Here is a 21,939-nt window from a genome sequence, read left to right on the forward strand (position 1 = left end):
ACTTTTGAATGAGTGACTTTTGACTTCCCCGTTCGCGCAGCGTCCCGTAGGGAAGGGGCTAACGAGGGGACTTCTGCCTTCTGAATGTTGGCGATGAGTTATACATTAAATTAGAAATTAATCTTACGCATCGAAGTTTTCTGCTTATTTGTGTGCAGTTTTCATTCCTGGGGAATGCACTTAAGCGATCGCTTGAGTGCAGAAAACTGCATAATTATCTATGTTAAATTCAATACCTGTGAATTAATTTTCTTAAGATATCTCTGAAACGCTCTAGATGGGCGATTTTGAGCGTTTTACCTGGCTCTCATCTGCCATTGCCTTCGACGCAGCCAATAGTTAAAGAGAAACATCTATAATCAAATCGAAATAAGCGAACCTACAGAATCAAGGGTTTCAAATGATAAAAAAGAGAAATAGCACTGCTATTTCTCTACCAGGGTTCCAATACCGTTCGGATAAGCTCTTGAGGCAGGGAAGGAAAGATGGTTATTGTTCAGCAATTCTTCTCTCAACAACAGCTTCTCTTCTCTCCCTGCTCAAGAACAGCCTGCCTCAACCAAAAAATTCCTTAACCGAACGGAATTGACAAGGGTTCTGGATAACGCATATATTTGGCTTATATAGGAAATGCGATCGCATTTCCTGCGGGCGTTGTGCGCCATCGCAGATTTTGAAGGGCGAATGCATTTTCGGGCGAACAAAGTGCTAACTAGGCAAAGATAAAGTCTCTAGAAACACTGACATTGGTAGTGTCTTGAACGTTAGCAATCAAGTCATTGCCGTAGTAAATCTGTGTGTCTAGAGCAAAACCGCCACTCAAGTCTGCATTCCCAAAAGAGTATAGACTAGAGAAACCCCCAGCTAGAATCAAATCAGAAGAGGGATTCCAGTCAGTAATGGTAGCGTAACCAGCACCTTGGTATTGAACACCAAAGGAATTGCCAATAACGAAAGTATCAAAACCAGCACCACCAACTAAGGTGTCGTATTCTACTAAGCCACTGTTTCCAGAGCCGGACAATATATCGTTACCATCTCCGCCATAAAGGATGTCATCCTGATTCCCACCGAACAATATATCGTTGCCAGCAAAACCAAACAATGTATCATAGCCGTCGTAATCAAACAAACCAGAGCCAGCCGGGTAGCCAGCGATCACGTCGTTACCGTCGGTGCCAAAAAGTACATCGCTAAACGAACTGCCATCAATAATAGCCATTTGAGTTTCTCCTTGATTTAAATCGAGTTAAGGCAAAGGTATTTGGATAATTCCATCACCTTATTGGTACGCCCCCAGTAATATTACTGGGGACAACCAGTTACACATTCAATTAGAAGGTATTTGATATCAGGTAAGCAAGCTCAGTTTTAGCTGTTCATTTTACTGGTCTAAATTTGAGTTTGACAAAATGTCTGTAATATGAAGCAAGAAAAATTCTGTAGTGTAATAGTGGTCTGTCAACCCAAAAATGACGGGTGAAGGTGGGGAGTAGTGGGTTATAAAAGTTCGTAGTAAGGACTTTAGTCCCAATACTTCTCGGTTAAGGGGAAAAGGGGAAGGGGAAAAGGGAAAGAAAAAACCTTTAACCCAACCCCAGTAACCTTTTCCCCAAACCAAATTCTGAGTTCAAAATGCTTAACCGAGTAGTATTGACTTTAGTCCTACTCCTCGTTTGTCCACCAAACTCAAAGCCTTTGGAAAATCGCTCTAAATGATCTTACCTGGCGAACCGCCAACAGCTACGACGCAGTGTTGGTTTTAAGCAAAGCCTTGACGGCAAATCCTACCCGCATCGGCATTCAGAAAACACTTGCAAAGCCTAAATTCTCGGTTAAAGAAAGGTGCAACGGGAGTCATTCAATTTCAAGGGGGCGATCGCCGCAATGGCAAAATTACAATGGTTACAGTGCGCCGCAATTGTAATTCTAACAATTTTGTGCCTATAGTCAGCACTTACAGAGCTAGCGGCTGCTTTTAAATCCTTGAATGGGGCAGAGGTAGCTTTCGTACCTAACTAAATCCGCCTTCCTGAATTGCTAAATGTGCAATGATTTTGCAGTAAAATTAATCGTCTAGATAAGAGGAGGGCTTTTAGATGACTCGTGTCATCATTGTGCGCCACGGTCAAAGCGGTTATAACACCGAGCGGCGTATTCAGGGACGCACTGATGCGTCAACATTAACCGAAAAAGGTCGTAACGATGCCAGTTTTACTGGCAAAGCCCTCAGCAATATTTTATTTAATGCAATTTACAGCAGTCCCCTGCAACGAGCGAAACACACAGCAGATATTATTCATAGTGAGTTAGCTACTGATCCTGAACAATCTGCTGTAATCCAAGTTTCTGATTTGCTGCTAGAAATTGACTTACCTTTATGGGAAGGACTGCTAACTGCTGAAGTTAAGCAGAAATTTGCTGAAGACTACCGCACTTGGCATCAACGCCCCGACGAACTGCGGATGCTGCTAAATGATGCACAAGGGACAAGAGAACATTTTCCTGTTCTTGCTTTATACGAACAAGCGCGGCACTTTTGGCAAGAAACTTTGTCTCAACATCAAGGCGAAACTATTCTCATCGTCGGACATAACGGCATTAATCGCGCCTTGATTAGCACAGCCTTGGGAATTCCGGCAAGTCGCTACCATTCAATACAGCAATCTAACTGTGGCATCAGTGTACTAAATTTTGCTGGAGGATTGGGGGAACCAGTTCAGCTAGAATCCTTAAATCAGACGCAACACACTGGGGAAAGTCTACCCTCATTGCGACCAGATCATCAAGGAATACGGTTATTATTGGTGCGTCACGGTGAAACTGACTGGAATCGCCAAACCAGGTTTCAAGGGCAAATTGATGTCCCCCTCAACGACAACGGTAGACAACAGTCGCAAAAAGCAGGCGAATTTCTCCAAGACGTAACGATTGATTATGCTGTAAGTAGCCCAATGCTACGCCCTAAAGAAACAGCAGAGATTATTCTAAAACAACATCCTAATGTAAAGTTAGACTTGCAAGATGGTTTAAGAGAAATCAGCCACGGACTCTGGGAAGGAAAATTAGAAATAGAGATAGAGCAAGAGTTTCCCGGAGAATTGCAGCGCTGGCGGTTAGTACCAGCCCAAGTGCAAATGCCTGAAGGGGAAAATTTGCAAGAGGTGTGGGAACGTAGCGTTGCAGCTTGGCAATCAATTGTGGAAGCAGCATCAACGAATCAATTTAAAATTGTATTAGTAGTAGCTCACGATGCAACTAATAAAACCTTACTTTGTCACGTTCTAGGTTTATCGCTGGAAAATTTCTGGAATTTCCGTCAGGGTAATGGCGCAGTTAGTGTTATCGACTATCCTTGTGGAATCGATAGTTTACCAGTATTGCAAGCGATGAACATCACCGCTCACTTTGGTGGAGGCGTACTAGATAAAACAGCAGCAGGGGCGTTGTAAAAAAGTTAGGAGTGAGGAGTGAGGAGTTAGGAATAAAGTTAGGAGTTAAAAATTATGAGTGATGAATAAAGTTAGAAGTGATGAGCGAGGAACAAATAACTCTTAACTCATAACTCATAACTCCTAACTCCTAACTCCTAACTCATAACTCATAACTTTATTTCTAACTCTTAACTAAAAACTTTTATGACTGAACTGCTGCAAAAAGTACGGATAATTGACCCAGTTTCTCAAATCGATGAACTCTTTGATGTGCTGATTGCTGATGGTTATATCCAAGAAGTGGCTTCGCACATTACTGACATCAGTCCCGATACTCCAATTAGAGATTGTCGGGGATTAGTTATCGGGCCGGGGTTAGTGGATTTGTACAGCCACTCCGGTGAACCAGGCTTTGAAGAACGGGAAACCCTGTTGTCTCTCTTACAATCTGCAACTGCTGGCGGCTTTACCAGAATTAGCATCTTACCCAATACATCCCCAGCTATTGATAATCCTGCACTTGTGGCACAGTTACAGCAAAAGAGACACGGGAAGATGAAAGAGAGGGCAAAAATTAATTTAGCTGCCCCTGCCTCTCCTCTCCCCCTGCTTCATATTTGGGGTGCTATCACCCTAGATGTTGCTGGGAAGCAAATGACGGAATTGGCAGATTTAGCGTCTGCTGGAGTTGTTGGTTTTAGCGATGGTAAGCCACTGGAGAATTTGGCGCTGGTGCGACGAGTGTTAGAGTATATCCAGCCGTTGGGTAAACCAGTAGCATTTTGGCCTAGCGATCGCCAGTTAACAGCAAATGGTGTAATGAGAGAAGGGGCAGATGCTTTGCGTTTCGGTTTACCCCCAATACCCGCCAGCGCCGAAACTACTGCCTTAGCAGCAATGCTAGAATTAATTGCAACTATAGATACACCAGTCCATATTATGCGCGTCTCTACATCTCGCAGCGTGGAACTAATCGCTTCAGCTAAGGCTGCTGGTTTACCCATCACCGCCAGCACCACCTGGATGCACCTTTTACTTGATACAAAAGCAGTTAAGAGTTATAACACTAGCTTGCATTTAGACCCGCCTTTAGGAAATTCTAGTGATGTCGCGGCATTGCGTGCAGGGGTGCGTACGGGTGTGATAGATGCGATCGCTATTGACCACACACCTTACAGCTACGAAGAAAAAGTCCAAGCTTTTGCCGAAGCACCTCCAGGGGCAATTGGTTTAGAGTTAGCATTACCTTTGCTATGGCAATATCTGGTTGAAACTGAAGAATTTACTGCTTTAGAATTATGGCGGGCATTAAGTACTAGTCCAGCAGAGTGTTTGGGGCAAAAAGTCAGTGCGATTCTACCTCATCAACCAGCAGAACTTACTTTATTTGATCCCCAGCAAACCTGGAAAGTGGAACGAAAAAGTCTTTATACACTTTCACAAAATACACCTTGGCTAGGACAACAGTTGAAGGGTCATGTTGTGCAAACATGGTGTTGAAAAATGTAAAATACTCATTTTAAATAGTACATAATCCAATACAGTTCAGTTAAGCCCAAAAACCTTGGTAAAGACGCGAAATTTCGCGTCTCTACAGGTCTAAAATTAGTACCAAAAATCCTTAACTGAACCGTATTGGTACATAATCAGCCATAATACCAAAAGTTGATAACAATAATGACTACTATAAATGACCCTCCTGTTGTAGCTGAAGTAACTGATTTGTACCTCAAGTATGAAGAAGCTCTTTGTAATAACAATTTGGAAGTGATGGATAGCTTGTTTTGGGATGCGCCCGAAGTAGTGCGGTTTGGCATCACAGAAAACCTCTATGGTAGCGATGAAATTCGTAACTTTCGTCAAAATCGGCCAAACCCAAAAATAGAGCGAGAAATCTCGAATCTCAAGGTTTTAACCTTTGGGAAAGATGCAGCAACAGTGACTTTAGAGTTTCGCCGGATTATTAATGGTGTAGAGCGTTTTGGGCGACAAAGCCAGACTTGGTATAGATTTACCGAAGGATGGAAAGTGGTTTCAGCCCATGTTTCATTATTGCCAGTGTAAATTTCAAAACTATGGCTAACATTACCATATCTGTGCTGTGGAGCGCAAAGAAAAGCGATCGCAGCCGACAGTAATAGAAGTCTTACTAGTAGATAAACTAAAAGTTGACGGTTGACGGTTGACGGTTGACGGTTATCAGTCATCAGTCATCAGTCAACAGTCATCAGTCATCAGTCATCAGTCATCAGTCAACAGTCATCAGTCATCAGTCATCAGGTAAATGCGTAACAGCTTATTATTGCGGCGATCGCACTGCTACACTATCACCTGGTGTTGAAGGCCATCTCACTGTCAGAATAGTACAGTCAGACTGAGCAACCCAACAATGTGGCACACCCGCACACCACAGCACGTAATCACCCTCACGAGATAGAATCATCTCCCGATCCTCAAACTGAAGGCAAAATTGGCCATTAATCAAGATCGAAAGAGTAGCGGCTGTGTCATTTACTCCCCACTCGGTTCTACAGTCTCCTGCTTTATGGACACCCCACTTTATTTCTAGTGCTGTGGTTGAGCGAAGATCATCATCTGGAGTGATGAAGTAACCCATAAACCAACCCCAGCGATTTGCACCTTCGCTAGCAGCATTTCCAAAAATAACTTTAGGCTGCATCACTCACCTCGAGACATCACTCATAACTAAATAAATAATTATGAAAATTATCTGCGTCCATCTGCGTCCATCTACGGTTTTAGATTAAGGTGAGTTATTTATCTCATGTAGAGACGAGATAAATCGCGTCTAAAAACTGACACGTAGGAGACGAGATAAATCGCGTCTAAAAACTGACACGTAGGAGACGAGATAAATCGCGTCTAAAAACTGACACGTTAGGAGACGCGATAAATCGCCGTCTCTACAAAGAATGGACTCGTCAATTATTCCTTGACAGACTAATATTTCCGACTTGTGTGTACACCGTAGCTTTTTAACGAACTTTGGGGGTTTAAGTCCCCTGCTTCTATAAGCAGGGCGTTTTGTGTCGGGGTCTAAATCCCCGTCACAAAACGTAATTGCGAATTGCGAATTGCGAATTGCGAATTGGTTTAAGGGGGGATATAAAATCTAGGTGGTACATCGAAAAATTTTGAAATGCTTATCATACTAGGCTTTCACCTTAAGTTGACACCAATGGTCACTATTCCCCTACTCTTGACTGGGAGCAGCAGGTTGCGATTGAGGTGATTGAGGTTGTTGGCGTAAACGGCGCAAAGAGTCCCGCAGTTTGTTCTGGCTAGTGTTATTATCTCTTCGCCGCCGCCGATTTGTGGTTGCTTGTGGCTTTTGTGATGAATCGGTAGCCGTTCGTCGCTCACGTTGGATGCGGCGTAAGGACTCTCTTGCACTTCCTTGAGTGCGAGTTGTCCTAGCTCCAGATGATGAGTTTGTAGGAGGACTTTCCGCTTTTTGAGGTTCTAACCGTCTACTAAATCCAGATATTGCTGGTTTTGTGGCTGTAGCTCCATTAGATGAAGGTGTCAACTCTCTGCGCCTACGTCTTGGAGTTTCCTGTGTGGAGTTAGCAGCCGTTGTCTGCCGAGTTCTCTCTTCTGCTTCTCTTTGTGCAATTCGTTCTTGAACTTGGCGCGATCGCCGTGAACCTTTTATGGCAAATTCAGTGGCGATCGCTACCCCTTGTCTACCACCTTCTGCGGGTTTTAATTTCCACTCACGCGCTTGTCTCATGGTTTCTTCATCCAAGTCGCGGTTTCCACTGGAGCGAGCAATCCGCACATTAGTAACATTACCTTCTGCATCAGTATCTACAGCTACTTCTACTCTGCCTTCAACTCCTCGCCGTCTTGCTGCTTCTGGATATTTGGCATTACATTCGCGGCAGGCTGCACGACCATTACTATTACCTGAAGTGTTAATTTTTGGAGGTGTAGGCGCTGTTGCTACTGTAGGACGGTTTCCTGTGCCGCTACCAGTGCCACTACCAGTGCCGCTACCAATGCCACTACCAGTGCCACTACCAGTGCCACTACCAGTGCCGCTACCAATGCCGCTACCAATGCCGCTACCAGTGCCACTACCAATACCACTGCCAATACCACCGCCAGTGCCAGTACCAGTACCACCGCCAGTGCCAGTACCAGTGCCAGTACCTACAGCAATACCACTACCTGAGCCTAAACCAACACCAGAGCCGCCACCACCGCCACCACCGCCACCGCCACCCGCCGAACTTGCTTTGGAATCTTCAGATAGAGGCGATCGCAGAACGGATGCAGATTTCACAGGAACTTCTGCCGCTAATCGTGGAATGGGTGCAGATTTCACAGGAACTTCTGGCTTGGTAGCAATTGCTTCTGGCGGTGTATTTGTCGGCTGTGGTTTCTGAGCTACTGCTGTAATCTGTTCTTGCTGCTGAACTTTTTCTACTGGTGGAGTTTCTATAGACTGTTTTTGGACAACTTCTGGTGATTTTTTTATTTCTTCTGGAATCTGTGCAATTGGTTTTTCTAGTTCCGCAGTCGGAGAATCAACGATCGCCACCTCTATTGCTTCATCTTCTCCTGTGGGGACTCTGGTCAAATAATTACTTATGCCTGAGGACAGTACGCCGATATGCAGCGCCAGTGAACCTATCAGACTGTAAGTCAGAAAAGACTTGAGAGCCTCAACTTCTTTGGAACGTTGCTCGACAGTAATGCCAGAAAAGCTCATAGCTATTGCTACCTATTCTCACTAACTTAGCTATCTTAGAATGCAAGGTTACAAATATCAAGTAAAAAATTAAAATTACTTGCGATCGCCTTACGCAACCCTGCAATAACAAAAACATCTTTTAAAACCACCAATATCAGGATTTTTGGACAAAATTAATTTTTGTTGCAATTAAATTAAATTATTTTATATAAAACAAACGAATAAGTAAATAAAAGTCATCAGCATTACATTTGAAAAATTTATCATTATATTCTATATTTTATTGAGAAAAAGTTTCAGCTTTTCTCTAGATTCTGGTAGTCTGATTTTGTATTGTGGACAACGTTATAGAGGCACTACATGGGAATTCAGAATTTGTTTGCAGCAGGTGGTATAGTAATGTGGCCCCTGTTGGCGTTTTCGGTATTGGGTGTGGCGCTGATCATCGAGCGGATCAGGTTTTGGGTAAGAATTAATCAGCGTCAAAACCGGGTGGTGCGAGATGTTTTGAATCTCTACCGTCTCGATAATGTTGTTGGTGCAATGGATAAACTTCAGAAAAACGCAGATTTGCCACTCGCCCGGATTTTTCTAGCGGCTTTAGAATTAGAGGAGCCAAATCCAGAGGAATTTCGTTTGGCGTTAGAAAGCGAATCGCAGGCTGAGATACCTGTGTTGAAACGTTTCCAAAACCTTTTCGAGACAATCATTAGTCTGGCACCACTGTTAGGTCTTCTCGGCACTGTGTTAGGATTGATAACCTCCTTTGCCTCTCTAAATCTTGGTGACGTGGGAGGTAGCAAAACTGCAAGTGTTACGGCTGGGATTAGTGAAGCCCTAGTATCAACAGCATCAGGATTGATAGTTGCTATATTCATACTCATGTTTGCCAATACCTTTCGGGGACTGTATCAACGGCAAATTGCACTAATTCAAGAGTATGGGGGACAGCTAGAATTACTTTACCGCCGTCGTTATGAAAGAGGAGAAAAAGCCTATGCGACTACCAGATGAACCAGAACTTCCATTACAGATCAACATCGTGCCGATGATTGACGTGATATTTGCAATTTTGACATTTTTCATCATGTCAACTCTGTTTTTAACGCGTTCAGAAGGTTTACCAGTAAATTTACCCAAGGCTAGCACAGCGAAACAACAGCAAGTTCCCACTAGAATTACGATTACGGTAGATGAAAAAGAACAGGTAAGCCTGAACCGTAAACCAATTGCAGTTGATGATTTGACAGCGCAAGTACGTACTTTAGTTGGTTCTAATCCAGAAGTGTTGGTAATTATTAATGCTGATGAAAAAGTTGATTATGGTCGGGTAGTAGCGGTGATGGATCGGGTACGTCAAGTTGAAGGGGCAAAATTAGCGATCGCTACTCAAAAACAATAAGTAGAAATATTGTACATAAGAAGTTCAGCGAGTCAGAAAAATTTTCTATTCTGACTCCTAACTCCTTCTTGTCTAATTACTATAGCAATCCGATTTGATTTCTGAATCACTTGTAGAGGTAAGGGACTGGGGATTGGGGACTGGGGACTGGGAACAAAGAATAAAGGTGTACTGAGTTTTGTTCAAAAATCAAATATGAGTCCTATACTACCAGCTACGCTGACGCATCTGCAATTCTTGAGATATAAGTTTTAATAATAATTCTTGCTGTGAATGGATAAAAAAGTGGTCACTGTTGAACTCATGTAATGAGAAAGTAGCGATCGTTTGCTCTCGCCATGCTTGCAAAGCTTCATGATTAACTTCTTGGTCTTGCAAACCACCAATAACAGTAATAGGACACTCCAGAGGCTGTTTTTGAGTGTAAATATAAGTTTCCAGAACGGCAAAATCTGCCCGCAAAATGGGGAGAAACATCTGCATTAGTTCCTGGCTTTCTAGTACTGCTTTGGGTGTACCGTTAAGACTGCGTAGCTCATTGAGCAAATCAGGGTCTGATAGGATGTGGAGAGGTGGTTTTGTTAATGGGATTTGCGGGGCGCGACGAGCAGATATGAAGAGGTGAAAGGGAGCAAGACTATACTGAGAGCGAAGTAAACGGGTCAACTCGAAGCTAACTAATCCGCCCATACTGTGACCGAAGAAGGCGAATGGTTTGTCTAAGTATGGTAACAGAAATGGAGCGATCGCTTCAACAAGAGATTCTAATCGCGTCAATGGTGCTGACTTAATCTGTCTTCCCCGTCCCGGATATTCTACAGCACAGACTTCGACATTACTAGGAAGATTATTAGGCCATGTGCGAAAAATTGCCGAGTTCCCACCAGCGTAGGGGAAGCAGAATAAACGCAAGTTGGCTTGAGGATTTGGTTGGGGACAGATAACCCAGGAATTGAAGCTTGGTGTAGTTGTCATAATATAACTTAGAGTTGATAATACAACTTTGCTTTAATTTTTAAGTATATTAACTGATAATCTTATGACAGGAATGGAACCTTGGGCGATATCAGCCGTTAGCGGTGTCGCCGCTATGTTTGCCCAAATCGGTGGTCAGGTTTTAGGAGGATTGAGCAAAACTCTGGATGAAAAAACCAAGAAGTTAATTTTTGATGCATCAAATCAATATCAAAAGAACTACGAAGAACGGCATGGCATTCTTAAAGTATTAGGAATGCGTGAACCTGTCAAGCTGGAATCGCTCTATACATCGGTGCAGTTTTTAGATGATGATGCTATTCAGAGTTTTGAATCTATTGAGAATTTAGAAAATTTCTATCGCCAAGCTAAAATCCGAAGGTTTCAATCTCACGATGGTAAAAAACAAGCAGGAATTAAAGTTGCTAATAATAAGCAATATCTGATGGTACTTGGTGGGCCTGGTGCAGGAAAGTCTACCTTTCTGCGGAAGATGGGACTAGAAGCGCTCAAAGGTAAAAAAGGAGGATTCAAACATGCCTGCATTCCAGTTTTTATTGAATTAAAAAGGTTTGCATCCAATAATATCAATATTGAAACGTTTATTACTGAAGAGTTTCGTATTTGTGACTTTCCATCACCAGATAAATTTACAGCCAAAGCCTTAGAAGAAGGTAAATTACTAATTTTGCTAGATGGTTTAGATGAAGTACCAACAAAAAACTTAACTGAGGCAATTAGCGAAATTCAAAACTTTGTTGACAAGTATGATCAAAATCGTTTCATTGCCTCCTGTCGCACGGCGGCTTATCGCAGCGCTTTTCGTCGCTTTAGCGATGTATCAATGGCAGACTTTGATGATACCCAAATTCAGCAATTTATTTATAACTGGTTTCATTGTGAAGCAGACAAACAGGCGAAGACAAGTGAGAAATGCTGGGAGTTACTACAAAAACCAGAACATGAAGCTGCAAAAGAGTTGGCGTACACACCTTTATTGCTGACATTTCTGTGTTTAGTTTATGATCGTTCCCAAAGTTTTCCAGACAATCGCAGTGTTCTTTACCACAAGGCACTGCGGATATTGCTAGAAGAGTGGGCATCAGAAAAGCGAATTTTCAGAGATGAGATTTATCAAGGACTGCATACAGAATTAGAAGAGATATTACTATCAGAGATTGCTTATACAGGTTTTGAGTCTGACAGACTGTTCTTTTCTGGGCGTGATATTATTCAGCAAATCAAAACATTCTTAGCAAGTAATCTGAATGCACCTCAGCATTTAGATGGTAAATCAGTGCTGAATGCGATCGCTGTTCAACAAGGAATTTTAGTAGAACGAGCAGAGGATGTCTTTTCCTTCTCTCATCTAACGCTACAGGAATATTTAACAGCACAATATATTGATGACCATCGCCAAGTTGAGAAGTTAGTTACTGAACACCTAATAGATAAACGCTGGAAAGAGGTGTTTTTGTTAGTAGCCGGGTTAATGCGTGGTGGTGCAGATGATTTGCTGCTGCTGATGGAAAAGGAAGTGCAAAAATATATTAATACCCAGAAGTTACAAGCTTTATTAAACTGGACAGAACAGGTAACAGTTGGATCGCTAGGGGATTTTAAACCTGTAGGTAAACGTGCAGTTGCGATGGAGATCGCCAACATCATTGCCTATGCCAATTCTATTATCGACCCCAATGTTATCATACATGCCGACCCCATTGTTTATACCAACGCTATTGCGTATGCCAACGCCATCGCCATCGATAACATCTTCGCATACGCTATCGCTATCGTTGAAGCTACTAATGGTACTATTAGCGATGCTATCGAATACACTTACAATCTTGAAAAATTAAAAATATTCAATAACATCAAATTTACTGTGCTGATTGCCCAAATGGAAGTACTGAAAGTTAAAGCTCCTGATGAGCAAAAATCACAAGAAGTACTTGGGGCATTTGTTAAGCGTCTCCAACAAACTTTACTTACAGCAGTTTTCAGGTAATTGAACCACAAATTACTGTACTCTGGATCTGGAGTGATTGTTTAATTAGATGCCAGTATCTTACTCAGGGGATTTGCGTCGTCGCGTGATTAAAGCTTGGGAAGCTAAGGAAGGCTCTCAACGCCAGTTGGCGGAAAGATTTAAGGTTAGCTTGTCGTTTGTGCGAAACCTACTGCGCCATTATCGTCAAAGTGGACAAATTGAAGCAAAACAACGTGGGGGATACCAAAAACCAACTATTCAGGATGAACATCTAAGCACGATCAAGTCTTGGGTGGAAGAGAAAAATGATTTGTTGCTCTCAGAGTTATGCGATCGCTTCGCTAAAGATATAGGAATTAGGATCAGCATTTCGACAATGCATCGTGCAGTAGAAAAATTAGACTTACGCTGTAAAAAAAAAGTCTCTATGCAAGTGAGCAGGATACTCCACGAGTACAGGAATTACGGCATGACTATCGCCGTTGGTTAGATAAAATTGACGTGCGAAACTTAGTATTTGTCGATGAAGCCGGATTGAATTTATCAATGTCACGCTTGTTTGCTAGAGCAGTAGATGGCGAACGAGCAATTGGTAGCATTCCAGGAACAAAGGGTGGAAACGTTTCCTTAATTGGTGCTTTGAACCTCGATGGACTGGTTGCAGCGATGACTGTGCCAGGAAGCACAAATACTGAGGTTTTTCTCACATATATAACTCAGGTCTTAGCTCCTCAATTATGGAAAGGGGCGATTGTGGTTATGGATAATCTGAGGGTTCATCACGCAGAACGTGTAAAAATTGCCATCGAGTCTGTTGGTGCAAAAGTCAAGTTTTTGCCCCCCTATTCTCCTGATTTATCCCCCATAGAACTTTGTTGGTCGAAATTGAAGCAATTTCTCCGTTCCCGTGAAGCCCGCACACTGGAATTACTCGATCAAGCTATGGCTGACGCTGTAAATTATATTACCGAAGATGATGCCTTCGGTTGGTTCAACCACTGTGGTCTATTTACATGAAAATTGCTGTAATGCTTTCAATCTCAGCCCACAAATGATCAACTTATTCAAGGAAGAAGCAAAGGCACTAGAAAATTACCTATATGCCAATTACCTCATCATCCAGTGCAAACAAGCAGCAGTGCGGGTGTCACCCCAAACCTGGGAAGCAATTGAGGCGCGGATGTTGTTGGTTCCAGGTAGTTAAGCAACAATAGAAAAGTGAAAAGATAGCCAGATAAACGCTCCATGAGTTCATTACAACAGGCTAAAGATACAAAAACTCGAACCTTTACAGCAATCTTGCATTGGGAAGAGGATGTTTATGTAGCTGAATGTCCAGAGGTGGGAACCGCCAGCCAAGGAGAGACGATAGAAGAAGCTATTGCTTACTTGCAGCAAGCAACAGAAATGTATTTAGAAGAATTCCCGCTTGCTGAGGTAGCACCTCGTCGCTTGTTAACTACATTTGAGGTAACGAGTGCTTAAGCTACCAACAGTTCGAGCCATTAGTGTTCTGGAACACTTAGGCTTTGTTCAGGTACGCCAAAGTGGCAGTCATTTGAAAAACAGAAAATGATTGAAGTGGGTTGTGTTAACTTTATGCAAGTCGATGCAATTGAGTTGCAAGTCGATGCAATTGAGTTGCAAGTCGATGCAATTGAGTTGCAGGTCGATGCAATTGAGTTGCAAGCCGATGCAATTGAGTTGCAAGCCGATGCAATTGAGTTGCAAGCCGATGCAATTGAGTTGTAGGAGATTGCGTTTAGATAGTACCGTGATGTAAGTATTAAACCGCAAGACGCTTTAGACAAAAGCCGCTCAACAGTTAACAGTATAAGCAAAGCTGATTATCTTGATAACTGTCGAGAAAGGACTAGAGGCTAAATTTTTTAGCATACTTCACACAATTGAGAATCGCTGTATATCTCATATTCTCTGTTGATAAACACTTGAGACAATACCTGATAAGCTTCACTCCAAGCCGCCATTACTTCTTCTGTAGCTGCTTCTCCCAAAACATCTTTCATGGCTTGCAGTAAACTTTCTCCGACAATAGGATATTGCTCTGGTGTAACATGAGTCTGCACATGACGATGAGCAATCTTTTCTACCATCGACTTTAAAGCAGGTAGATTATCAATTTGGTTAGCATAGCTATAAACTGCTGTTGCTAATCTCGCAGGCTGAGAACCATCTGCTTGAGCAGACATACTAAATTGTTCTTTGACTTCTGGATGATTTTGAAACATAATTTCATACATCCGAGTTGTGATTTGCTGACCGTTCTTTTTCAAAACAGGTGCTGTAGATTTGACGATATCTATTGTTTGTTGGCTAACCATAGTTTTTGGAACCACTTAGAATCTTGATTGACTTCACTTTAGTGATTATTCCTATTGGTTACTATGAGCTAGCTCAGTTAACGAGTAATATCATTTCAAAAACTGCATCAAAGATGAAAATGTAAGAATGCAGGTATGTACATCGACAATTTATCAACCCAAATTTGATATGCATACCATTGAGAAAAAGTCAACTACAAAAGCTTGGGCAGGTGCGATCGCTAAACCAGCAAAAGAATTCCCTCCTACCCAATTGCCAATTATCTCCGGCAAAATTCCAGATGGCTTGCGTGGCACACTTTACCGCAATGGCCCAGCACGGCTAGAACGCGGTGGCATTCGCATGGGACACTGGTTCGATGGAGATGGAGCAATTCTGGCTGTAAATTTTACTGATGCGATCGCAACCGGGGTTTATCGCTACGTGCAAACCTCTGGCTATCAAGAAGAAGCCGCAGCAGGTAAACTACTCACATTCCGTTCAGAAACAGATATTAGCCAAGAAGTACCAAATGCGATCGCCCGCTTCGACAACAAAACCGAAACCCTCACCGAAGCAGACTTAGGAGAAAACCGTTATCCTTCAGAACCCATCCCCGCCCAAGACAGCCAAAACCCTGCACAAAGTTGGCTACTAACCGTTGTCTACGATGGTAATTCTCATACTAGCGAAGTTTGGATATTTGATAGCGATCGCCTGGATGCCGAACCCCTTTGCAAACTAGGATTACCCAGCGTCATCCCCCACGGCTTCCACGGCACTTGGAACCCAGCCTAAAAACCCCTCAGCGTTAGGGACTTCCAAGTAAAAAAATATTCCATTGCTATTGTTCACTGTTGACCGTTGACGGTTCACGAGTTTTCAGTCAACAGTCAACACTCAACACTCAACAGTCAACGACTTGAATGACGTAATTAATCGCATCTGGTCAATGCAAAATCAAAAATCCCCAAAAATCTTGCCCTATGCAATTACAAGAAAAACGCCATTATTCTCCCACAGAATACCTAGAACTAGAAGTCATTTCCGAGTATCGTCATGAATATATAGATGGTCAAATTATACCCATGACAGGTGGAACACCAAATCACAACCAAATAGCTGGTAATTTTTATGCAGCCCTCAATTTTGCTTTGAAGCGACAACCTTATCGAGTATTCATCGCCGATCAACGTCTATGGATTCCCAAAAAACGAATTCATACATATCCTGATGTCATGGTTGTTGCAGGTTCATTAGAATTTTCTGAGGGACGTACAGATACAATTACTAATCCCTTAGTGATTTGTGAAGTGCTATCCAAATCTACCAGAAGCTATGACCTAGATGAAAAATTTGCGGCTTATCGCACCATCCCCAGTTTTCAAGAATATGTTCTGATCGATCAATACAAAAATCATGTAGAACAGTATTCTAAAACTGACGAAAATAAATGGATTTTTTCAGAGTATGAAGAAGAGAGTAATATTTTAACACTATCCTCTATTCAATTTCAAATCCCTCTATCAGATATTTATGATAAAGTTGACTTTGAGGCTAAAGAATAACCTCACTCTAACTGGTTAACTAAGCAACATGACCACTTCTAAACGCCACTACCACATCACTACCTTCGGTTGTCAGATGAATAAAGCTGACTCAGAACGCATGGCTGGCGTTTTGGAAGACATGGGCTTTGAATGGTCAGAAGATCCGAATAATGCAGATGTGATTCTCTACAATACTTGCACAATTCGGGATAATGCCGAGCAAAAGGTATATTCTTACCTTGGCAGACAAGCGAAGCGTAAACATGAGCAGCCAGATTTAACCCTTATCGTTGCAGGTTGTGTTGCCCAGCAAGAAGGTGAAGCGCTATTGCGGCGAGTCCCAGAATTAGACTTGGTAATGGGGCCACAACACGCCAACCGCCTCAAAGATTTGCTGGAGTCGGTGTTTGAGGGCAACCAAGTTGTTGCAACCGAGTCAGTTCATATTATTGAAGATATCACCCAGCCGCGACGGGATAGTAAAGTCACAGCTTGGGTAAATGTAATTTACGGCTGTAACGAACGCTGCACCTATTGCGTAGTTCCCAATGTGCGCGGTGTCGAACAATCGCGCATCCCGTCAGCTATCCGGGCTGAAATGGAAGAATTAGGACGGCAAGGTTACAAAGAAATTACTTTACTCGGTCAAAATATTGACGCTTACGGCAGAGACTTGCCAGGAACAACAGCAGAAGGACGGCATCTGCACAACTTCACAGATTTACTTTATTACGTCCATGATGTACCGGGAATTGAAAGGTTAAGATTTGCTACTAGTCATCCCCGTTATTTTACTGAAAGATTAATTAAGGCTTGTGCCGAGTTGCCCAAAGTCTGCAAACACTTCCACATTCCCTTTCAATCTGGGGATAATGAACTTTTAAAGGCGATGGCGCGGGGTTATACCCATGAGAAATATCGCCGGATTATCGATACCATTCGGCGGTATATGCCAGATGCTTCCATTAGTGCTGATGCGATTGTTGGTTTTCCTGGAGAAACAGAAGCACAGTTTGAAAATACCCTAAAACTGGTGGAAGATATTGGCTTTGATATGTTGAATACAGCAGCATATTCGCCGCGTCCAGGGACACCAGCCGCTTTGTGGGACAATCAGCTAAGTGAAGAAATTAAAAGCGATCGCCTCCAACGCCTGAATCATTTAGGAAACTTAAAAGTAGCCGAGCGATCGCAACGTTACTTTGGACGCATCGAAGAAGTTTTAGTAGAAGACCAAAATCCCAAAGATCAAACTCAGGTGATGGGACGCACTGGCGGTAATCGTTTGACATTCTTCAGTGGCGACATCAAAGAATTGAAAGGACAGTTAGTAAAGGTAAAAATTACCGAAGTTCGCCCCTTTAGCTTGACAGGTGAACCAGTTGAAGTTAGGCAAGCTTTATCTATCTGAGAAAATAGAGATATGAGTGAAATTAAATATGCGTTATCCATAACCCTTGTAGAGAGGCGAAATTTTGCGTCTGTTATTTGTAAAGACGCGCATTGTTTTTCACTCCTATGTCTAGAATTAGTATAAGCACAAAACCTCACTATTAAAGCTTATGAACGCCATCACTTTGAATATTCCCAATCTGGGTATCGAGGGGTTTTATGAACTTTGTCAAGCTAATCAAAATTTGCAGTTAGAACGTACTGCAACCGGAGAAGTTATAATTATGCCTCCAACGTATCCGTGGACAGGTAAGAAAAACTCTGGTTTGAATGCTCAACTATGGAACTGGAACGATCGCACAAATTTAGGTATTGTATTTGATTCCTCCAGTGGTTTTACTTTACCTAATGGTGCGGTATACTCACCCGATGCTTCTTGGGTAAGTAACGAAAAATGGGAGGCTTTAACTCAGATTCAACAAGAAGAAGAATTTTCTCCTCTCGCACCTGATTTTGTGGTGGAATTGCGTTCTAGTAGTGATTCTCTGAAAAAACTCAGAGAAAAGATGCAAGAGTATATTAACAATGGCGTTCGTTTAGGTTGGTTACTTGATCCGAAGAATAAAACAGTAGAAATTTTTCGTTTAGAGAAAGAGGTAGAAATATTAAAATCTCCTACAACTGTATTTGGTGAAGATGTTTTACCTGGGTTTGAATTGAATTTAAATAAAATATGGTAAAAACCGCAAATTCAACCTTTGATTAATTTGCGTTATCCAAAACAATTGTTTTTCACTCTTATATCTGTGCAAAAATCAAAAACCCCTCTTTCCCCCTTCCCCTATTTCACCCTGGCGCGGAAGCGAACAAAGCCATAAGAATTAGCTGGAGTCCCAGATCCATTTGCTGGAGGTAGATTTGACAAATCTGGACTCCGCGTGATCTTCACTACTACAGCCCCATTAGTGTTACTACCACAGGATGACGGGATGCCTGATTCGTTAGCTGTATAAAAATATCCGCGATCGCCATCTTGTGCATTGGTAAGATAAGCTGTAGGAGTGCTAGAACCAAGCCCAAGAGCAATACCTTGATCTGCTCCTGGTAAGCCGCCATCACTAGGAGTCATACCATTAAAAGCAGTAGGAAGAAAAGTAGTATTGGTAGGTACTAAGTCACAGATTTGCACACTAGTTACATCAGCTAGACCATTGGAGAGAAAGTATATCGTGTACTCTAACTCATCCCCTGGTTTGACTATCCCAGCGTTAATCAATCCGCGCAAGTAATTAGTAGGCCATTTGTTAGTGCTATCATCATCAGTGTCATGAGAAGATGCTACATAGTTAGCAGCATTAGAAGAAACGTCGCTGCGACCATCGACAATATCGGTTAAGTTCTGGCTGTTAATCCGGGTGATGCGCTTCACTAAAATTAATTGAGCTTTGCCAGTTAATGACATATTTACCGTAGCAGGTGTAGGATCTTCCTTGGCTGCTTTGTCTACTGCGGCTACAGTAAAAGCGATCGTTGTAAGGTCATCTATATTCGGATCTACTGTTAGTTTGGTCGGATCATAATTAGTAATAACTTGGTTGGCTGTCACAGCTACACCGTTGTAATACAGTGTCCCATTATTTGGTAGACTAACAATCTTGAAACTGTTGCCAGAACTAAGGTTCCCATCTTCTGGATCAGTGCCTGATAGTGTTGGCACTTGTACAGTATTGGTTCCCCCTGGATTTTTTTTTGTAGAGCCGATGACATTATTAGTGTCGGGCAACTGCTCAATTCCAAAGTCCTTACTAGAGATGTTTGTATCAGTATTAAAAGCAGCTGTTGTTAGTGGGCTAGTATTGACCCAGTTAGGAGGGAGCGATGCTGTAGGGGCAGTATTACCTACAGTGCCAGCAGTTGTACTTAAGAGAATTTTAACATTGCTTTGATTCAGGGGAACATTGATAAAGGTGTAAGTCCCATCGGCTGCAACAGTTGTTGTTTTTAATACTGTATTGTTAGAATCAACGAGAATAGCATTTAACAAGTTACCTGCATTAGTGCCAGTTTCCGAGCCAGTATTAATATTAGTAAAAGTCCCGTTAGCGCTATTGTCGGCATCATTCCAAACCTTGCCGCTAAGGAAATCATCATCATATATGGTATAGTCAGAAGCGATCGTTGGGGAACCACCACAAGTTGTTGTTGACTTGGCGAAAAAACTATCTGAAGTTTCTATGGTGAATAGGATTGTCCTCACACCTTGAGGAACGTTGTTATTAATGACAGTAAAAGGAATGGTAAAGACACTAGTCGCATCACTACCGTCGTAGTTACCCGCAGGAATAGTGACATTAAAGGTGGATGTGCCTGATGTTGTAGTGAAGTCTATACCCAAAACTGCTGTACCACTCACGGAGATAGGAACGCTTATTCCTCCAGTTGGCACAAAACCAACGATTCTGAGTTTAGGGGGGTTAGTTGTTGGGGTAGTTTCCAATTCTGCTGCACCACCCGAACTTGCTGTAAACTCGACCACAGGTAACCCTGCAAATTGCACCTCATCAAGGAAGTTACCTACAGTATTGTCCCCCCCTGCTGTGGAAACAGCCGCAAATCCTACAGGTTGATTCCCACTAGCACCAGTATAAGGAACAGTGCCAGAGTATCGTACCCAGCCATTTCCTGCATTATTGTTAGTTACAGTAGGAATAGTTGCACCATTCTGTGCTACTGGTTGTGCCGTAACTGTTCCACTGCTAGTTGTTGAGAACGTGCCAAAAATAGTTGATGTTGGATTAGTATTTAGTCCAATTAAAAAATTCGCTACATCAGCAACAGTTGCACTTGAACGTCCACGATGTAGAAAAGAGAATGTAATCGTCTCATCTTTAATCAGGCATATATTCTGATACAACTCAGAAGCTTCCTCAGCATTCAACTCAGCAAATTGATTCCCTGCATTGGTTGCTGTATTAGCACCAAGAAATCCTGAAGTCCAAATCTCAATGAGCGGTACTAACCCTGGAGATGTATAACCAGTACAGTTACCTGTTCCTGCTTTTACTGAACCATGAGTTGTACTCCAACCAAGGATTAGGCTTTGATCCACTTGAACGTAACATTGTTCACCCGCAGAACCAAAAACAGGTGACTCAAAGCCGGGATTTAAGAACGATCGCTGGATATATTGAGCTTGCGCTGACGTAGGTTGAAGTACTAATGTCGCACCGATCAGCCCCCAGCCAAAAATATTAAAATTTTGCCATAAATTCTTCATTAGTAAATCACCATAAAATAACCTTTAAAAAATGCTGATCACCTTAACCCTAATCATCAATAAGGGCTGATTCACCTCAAATAAAGCTCTAGTCTTTAGCTTGCCCAAAATCATCGATAATCTACCATCTGTATTCAGATTTACTCTGGCGATCGCTTTTAAATAGTGAAAAATAGATTTGATTTTAAATTTAATTAATCCTGGCTATAAATTGACAATTTGTAGAGACGCGCCTGATAATTTTTAGAGACGCGCCATGGCGCGTCTCTACATTGTGGGAAACATCACATCCATAAATTTGTATGGTTATTTTTGTCTTTGTCCCATTTGATGGGATTATTAATGATGTATTCTCGAATTCGGTCTAAAGAACCATCGGCGCGAATGATATGGTCATAAAATCGAGGCTGCCAAGCAAAATCTTCATAACCATTTTTTCTGCACCAACGGGTGACAGAAGATTTATAGGCATTGATAATTGCTTGTAATGAATTCCGTTTTAACGGAGAAAATTTGTTAAATTCATCATCGGCTAAAGCTAAAGACGCACCATGGTGCGTCTCTACATTTGTGGGACGGTCGATCACAATAATGCCATGTACGTGATTGGGCATGACGACATAAATATCTGTGTAGGTGTAGGCAAAATGATTTGGAATTTCTGCCCAGAATTGTTGGGCTATTTCTCCAATCGTTGATAATTGCATATTCCCTGTAATCACATCTCCAAAAAAATGCAAGCGATCGCTTGTACAAATTGTCACGAAATAAGAACCGTTAGCAGCATAATTCCGATTTGGTAAACGTGTGGACTCTACTCGATATCTGCCCTGAAATTTTGGTTTAGTCATAATTACAATTCCAAATCTGCCCCTTG

General features: G+C 42.2%; 22 protein-coding genes and 1 pseudogene. 16 read left to right on the forward strand and 7 right to left on the reverse strand.

What is annotated here, in order from left to right:
• Window positions 1-712: 712 nt before the first annotated feature.
• Window positions 713-1,222 (reverse strand): calcium-binding protein, encoded by a 510-nt coding sequence (locus D1367_RS32995; protein ID WP_118169927.1) that lies wholly within the window; start codon window positions 1,220-1,222, stop codon window positions 713-715.
• A 531-nt stretch (window positions 1,223-1,753) separates the two neighbouring features.
• On the opposite strand from D1367_RS32995, the gene D1367_RS31370 reads away from it, so the two are divergent.
• The 4 genes from D1367_RS31370 (at window position 1,754) to hpxZ (ending at window position 5,498) form a co-directional block, all read left to right on the forward strand.
• Window positions 1,754-1,927 (forward strand): hypothetical protein, encoded by a 174-nt coding sequence (locus tag D1367_RS31370; protein WP_181984981.1) that lies wholly within the window; start codon window positions 1,754-1,756, stop codon window positions 1,925-1,927.
• Between the two features lie 172 nt (window positions 1,928-2,099).
• A complete protein-coding gene (locus D1367_RS27350; protein WP_118169931.1) occupies window positions 2,100-3,452 on the forward strand; it encodes a histidine phosphatase family protein in 1,353 nt (450 codons plus the stop codon).
• Between the two features lie 186 nt (window positions 3,453-3,638).
• Window positions 3,639-4,934 carry a dihydroorotase gene (locus tag D1367_RS27355; RefSeq protein WP_118169933.1) on the forward strand — a complete coding sequence of 432 codons (1,296 nt, stop codon included), beginning with the start codon at window positions 3,639-3,641 and terminating at the stop codon, window positions 4,932-4,934.
• Window positions 4,935-5,111: 177 nt separating this feature from the next.
• Window positions 5,112-5,498: an oxalurate catabolism protein HpxZ gene (hpxZ, locus tag D1367_RS27360; protein ID WP_118169935.1), complete on the forward strand. Its 387-nt coding sequence runs from the start codon at window positions 5,112-5,114 to the stop codon at window positions 5,496-5,498.
• 235 nt (window positions 5,499-5,733) lie between these two features.
• Here the strand turns inward: hpxZ and D1367_RS27365 are convergent, their stop codons facing one another.
• Window positions 5,734-6,114, reverse strand: a complete 381-nt coding sequence (locus D1367_RS27365) for a cupin domain-containing protein (RefSeq protein ID WP_118169937.1) — start codon at window positions 6,112-6,114, stop codon at window positions 5,734-5,736.
• A gap of 534 nt (window positions 6,115-6,648) precedes the next feature.
• Window positions 6,649-8,172: an energy transducer TonB gene (locus D1367_RS27370; protein ID WP_118169940.1), complete on the reverse strand. Its 1,524-nt coding sequence runs from the start codon at window positions 8,170-8,172 to the stop codon at window positions 6,649-6,651.
• 342 nt (window positions 8,173-8,514) lie between these two features.
• On the opposite strand from D1367_RS27370, the gene D1367_RS27375 reads away from it, so the two are divergent.
• A complete protein-coding gene (locus D1367_RS27375; RefSeq protein ID WP_118169942.1) occupies window positions 8,515-9,168 on the forward strand; it encodes a MotA/TolQ/ExbB proton channel family protein in 654 nt (217 codons plus the stop codon).
• Window positions 9,152-9,556 carry an ExbD/TolR family protein gene (locus tag D1367_RS27380; protein ID WP_118169945.1) on the forward strand — a complete coding sequence of 135 codons (405 nt, stop codon included), beginning with the start codon at window positions 9,152-9,154 and terminating at the stop codon, window positions 9,554-9,556. The genes D1367_RS27375 and D1367_RS27380 overlap by 17 nt, the downstream gene beginning before the upstream one ends.
• Window positions 9,557-9,763: 207 nt before the next feature.
• On the opposite strand, the gene D1367_RS27385 is transcribed toward D1367_RS27380, so the two are convergent.
• Window positions 9,764-10,531, reverse strand: a complete 768-nt coding sequence (locus tag D1367_RS27385; protein ID WP_118169947.1) for a thioesterase II family protein — start codon at window positions 10,529-10,531, stop codon at window positions 9,764-9,766.
• Between the two features lie 64 nt (window positions 10,532-10,595).
• Here D1367_RS27385 and D1367_RS27390 point away from each other — a divergent pair, with 64 nt between their 5' ends.
• From D1367_RS27390 to D1367_RS27410, 6 genes and pseudogenes are all read left to right on the forward strand, one after another.
• A complete protein-coding gene (locus D1367_RS27390) occupies window positions 10,596-12,539 on the forward strand; it encodes an NACHT domain-containing protein (RefSeq protein WP_118169950.1) in 1,944 nt (647 codons plus the stop codon).
• Window positions 12,540-12,588: 49 nt separating this feature from the next.
• Window positions 12,589-13,011 carry a helix-turn-helix domain-containing protein gene (locus D1367_RS27395; RefSeq protein WP_118169149.1) on the forward strand — a complete coding sequence of 141 codons (423 nt, stop codon included), beginning with the start codon at window positions 12,589-12,591 and terminating at the stop codon, window positions 13,009-13,011.
• Window positions 13,008-13,538 (forward strand): annotated as a pseudogene (locus tag D1367_RS27400) (IS630 family transposase); the annotation flags it as partial. The gene D1367_RS27395 and the pseudogene D1367_RS27400, both read left to right, overlap by 4 nt.
• Window positions 13,539-13,572: 34 nt before the next feature.
• Window positions 13,573-13,725, forward strand: coding sequence for an NACHT C-terminal helical domain 2-containing protein (locus tag D1367_RS31375; protein ID WP_181984982.1), 153 nt, complete (start codon window positions 13,573-13,575; stop codon window positions 13,723-13,725).
• 41 nt (window positions 13,726-13,766) lie between these two features.
• Entirely contained in the window at window positions 13,767-14,006 is a 240-nt protein-coding gene (locus D1367_RS27405; protein WP_118169953.1) for a type II toxin-antitoxin system HicB family antitoxin, read from the forward strand.
• A gap of 87 nt (window positions 14,007-14,093) precedes the next feature.
• Window positions 14,094-14,273, forward strand: a complete 180-nt coding sequence (locus tag D1367_RS27410; protein ID WP_118169955.1) for a hypothetical protein — start codon at window positions 14,094-14,096, stop codon at window positions 14,271-14,273.
• 137 nt (window positions 14,274-14,410) lie between these two features.
• On the opposite strand, the gene D1367_RS27415 is transcribed toward D1367_RS27410, so the two are convergent.
• Window positions 14,411-14,863: a globin domain-containing protein gene (locus D1367_RS27415; protein ID WP_118169958.1), complete on the reverse strand. Its 453-nt coding sequence runs from the start codon at window positions 14,861-14,863 to the stop codon at window positions 14,411-14,413.
• 169 nt (window positions 14,864-15,032) lie between these two features.
• Here D1367_RS27415 and D1367_RS27420 point away from each other — a divergent pair, with 169 nt between their 5' ends.
• The 4 genes from D1367_RS27420 (at window position 15,033) to D1367_RS27435 (ending at window position 18,525) form a co-directional block, all read left to right on the forward strand.
• Window positions 15,033-15,641, forward strand: coding sequence for a carotenoid oxygenase family protein (locus D1367_RS27420; protein WP_118171674.1), 609 nt, complete (start codon window positions 15,033-15,035; stop codon window positions 15,639-15,641).
• Window positions 15,642-15,829: 188 nt separating this feature from the next.
• Window positions 15,830-16,411 carry a Uma2 family endonuclease gene (locus D1367_RS27425; protein ID WP_118169961.1) on the forward strand — a complete coding sequence of 194 codons (582 nt, stop codon included), beginning with the start codon at window positions 15,830-15,832 and terminating at the stop codon, window positions 16,409-16,411.
• Window positions 16,412-16,439: 28 nt separating this feature from the next.
• Entirely contained in the window at window positions 16,440-17,804 is a 1,365-nt protein-coding gene (gene miaB, locus D1367_RS27430) for a tRNA (N6-isopentenyl adenosine(37)-C2)-methylthiotransferase MiaB (protein WP_118169963.1), read from the forward strand.
• Between the two features lie 151 nt (window positions 17,805-17,955).
• Window positions 17,956-18,525: a Uma2 family endonuclease gene (locus D1367_RS27435; RefSeq protein ID WP_118169966.1), complete on the forward strand. Its 570-nt coding sequence runs from the start codon at window positions 17,956-17,958 to the stop codon at window positions 18,523-18,525.
• Window positions 18,526-18,626: 101 nt separating this feature from the next.
• Here the strand turns inward: D1367_RS27435 and D1367_RS27440 are convergent, their stop codons facing one another.
• Both D1367_RS27440 and D1367_RS27445 read right to left on the reverse strand, forming a co-directional pair.
• On the reverse strand, window positions 18,627-21,062 hold the full coding sequence (locus D1367_RS27440; RefSeq protein WP_118169968.1) for a hypothetical protein: 2,436 nt from the start codon (window positions 21,060-21,062) through the stop codon (window positions 18,627-18,629).
• Between the two features lie 284 nt (window positions 21,063-21,346).
• Entirely contained in the window at window positions 21,347-21,913 is a 567-nt protein-coding gene (locus D1367_RS27445) for a transposase (protein ID WP_118171675.1), read from the reverse strand.
• Window positions 21,914-21,939 lie beyond the last annotated feature (26 nt).

This window comes from Nostoc sphaeroides (genome assembly GCF_003443655.1).
Classification (GTDB): domain Bacteria; phylum Cyanobacteriota; class Cyanobacteriia; order Cyanobacteriales; family Nostocaceae; genus Nostoc; species Nostoc sphaeroides.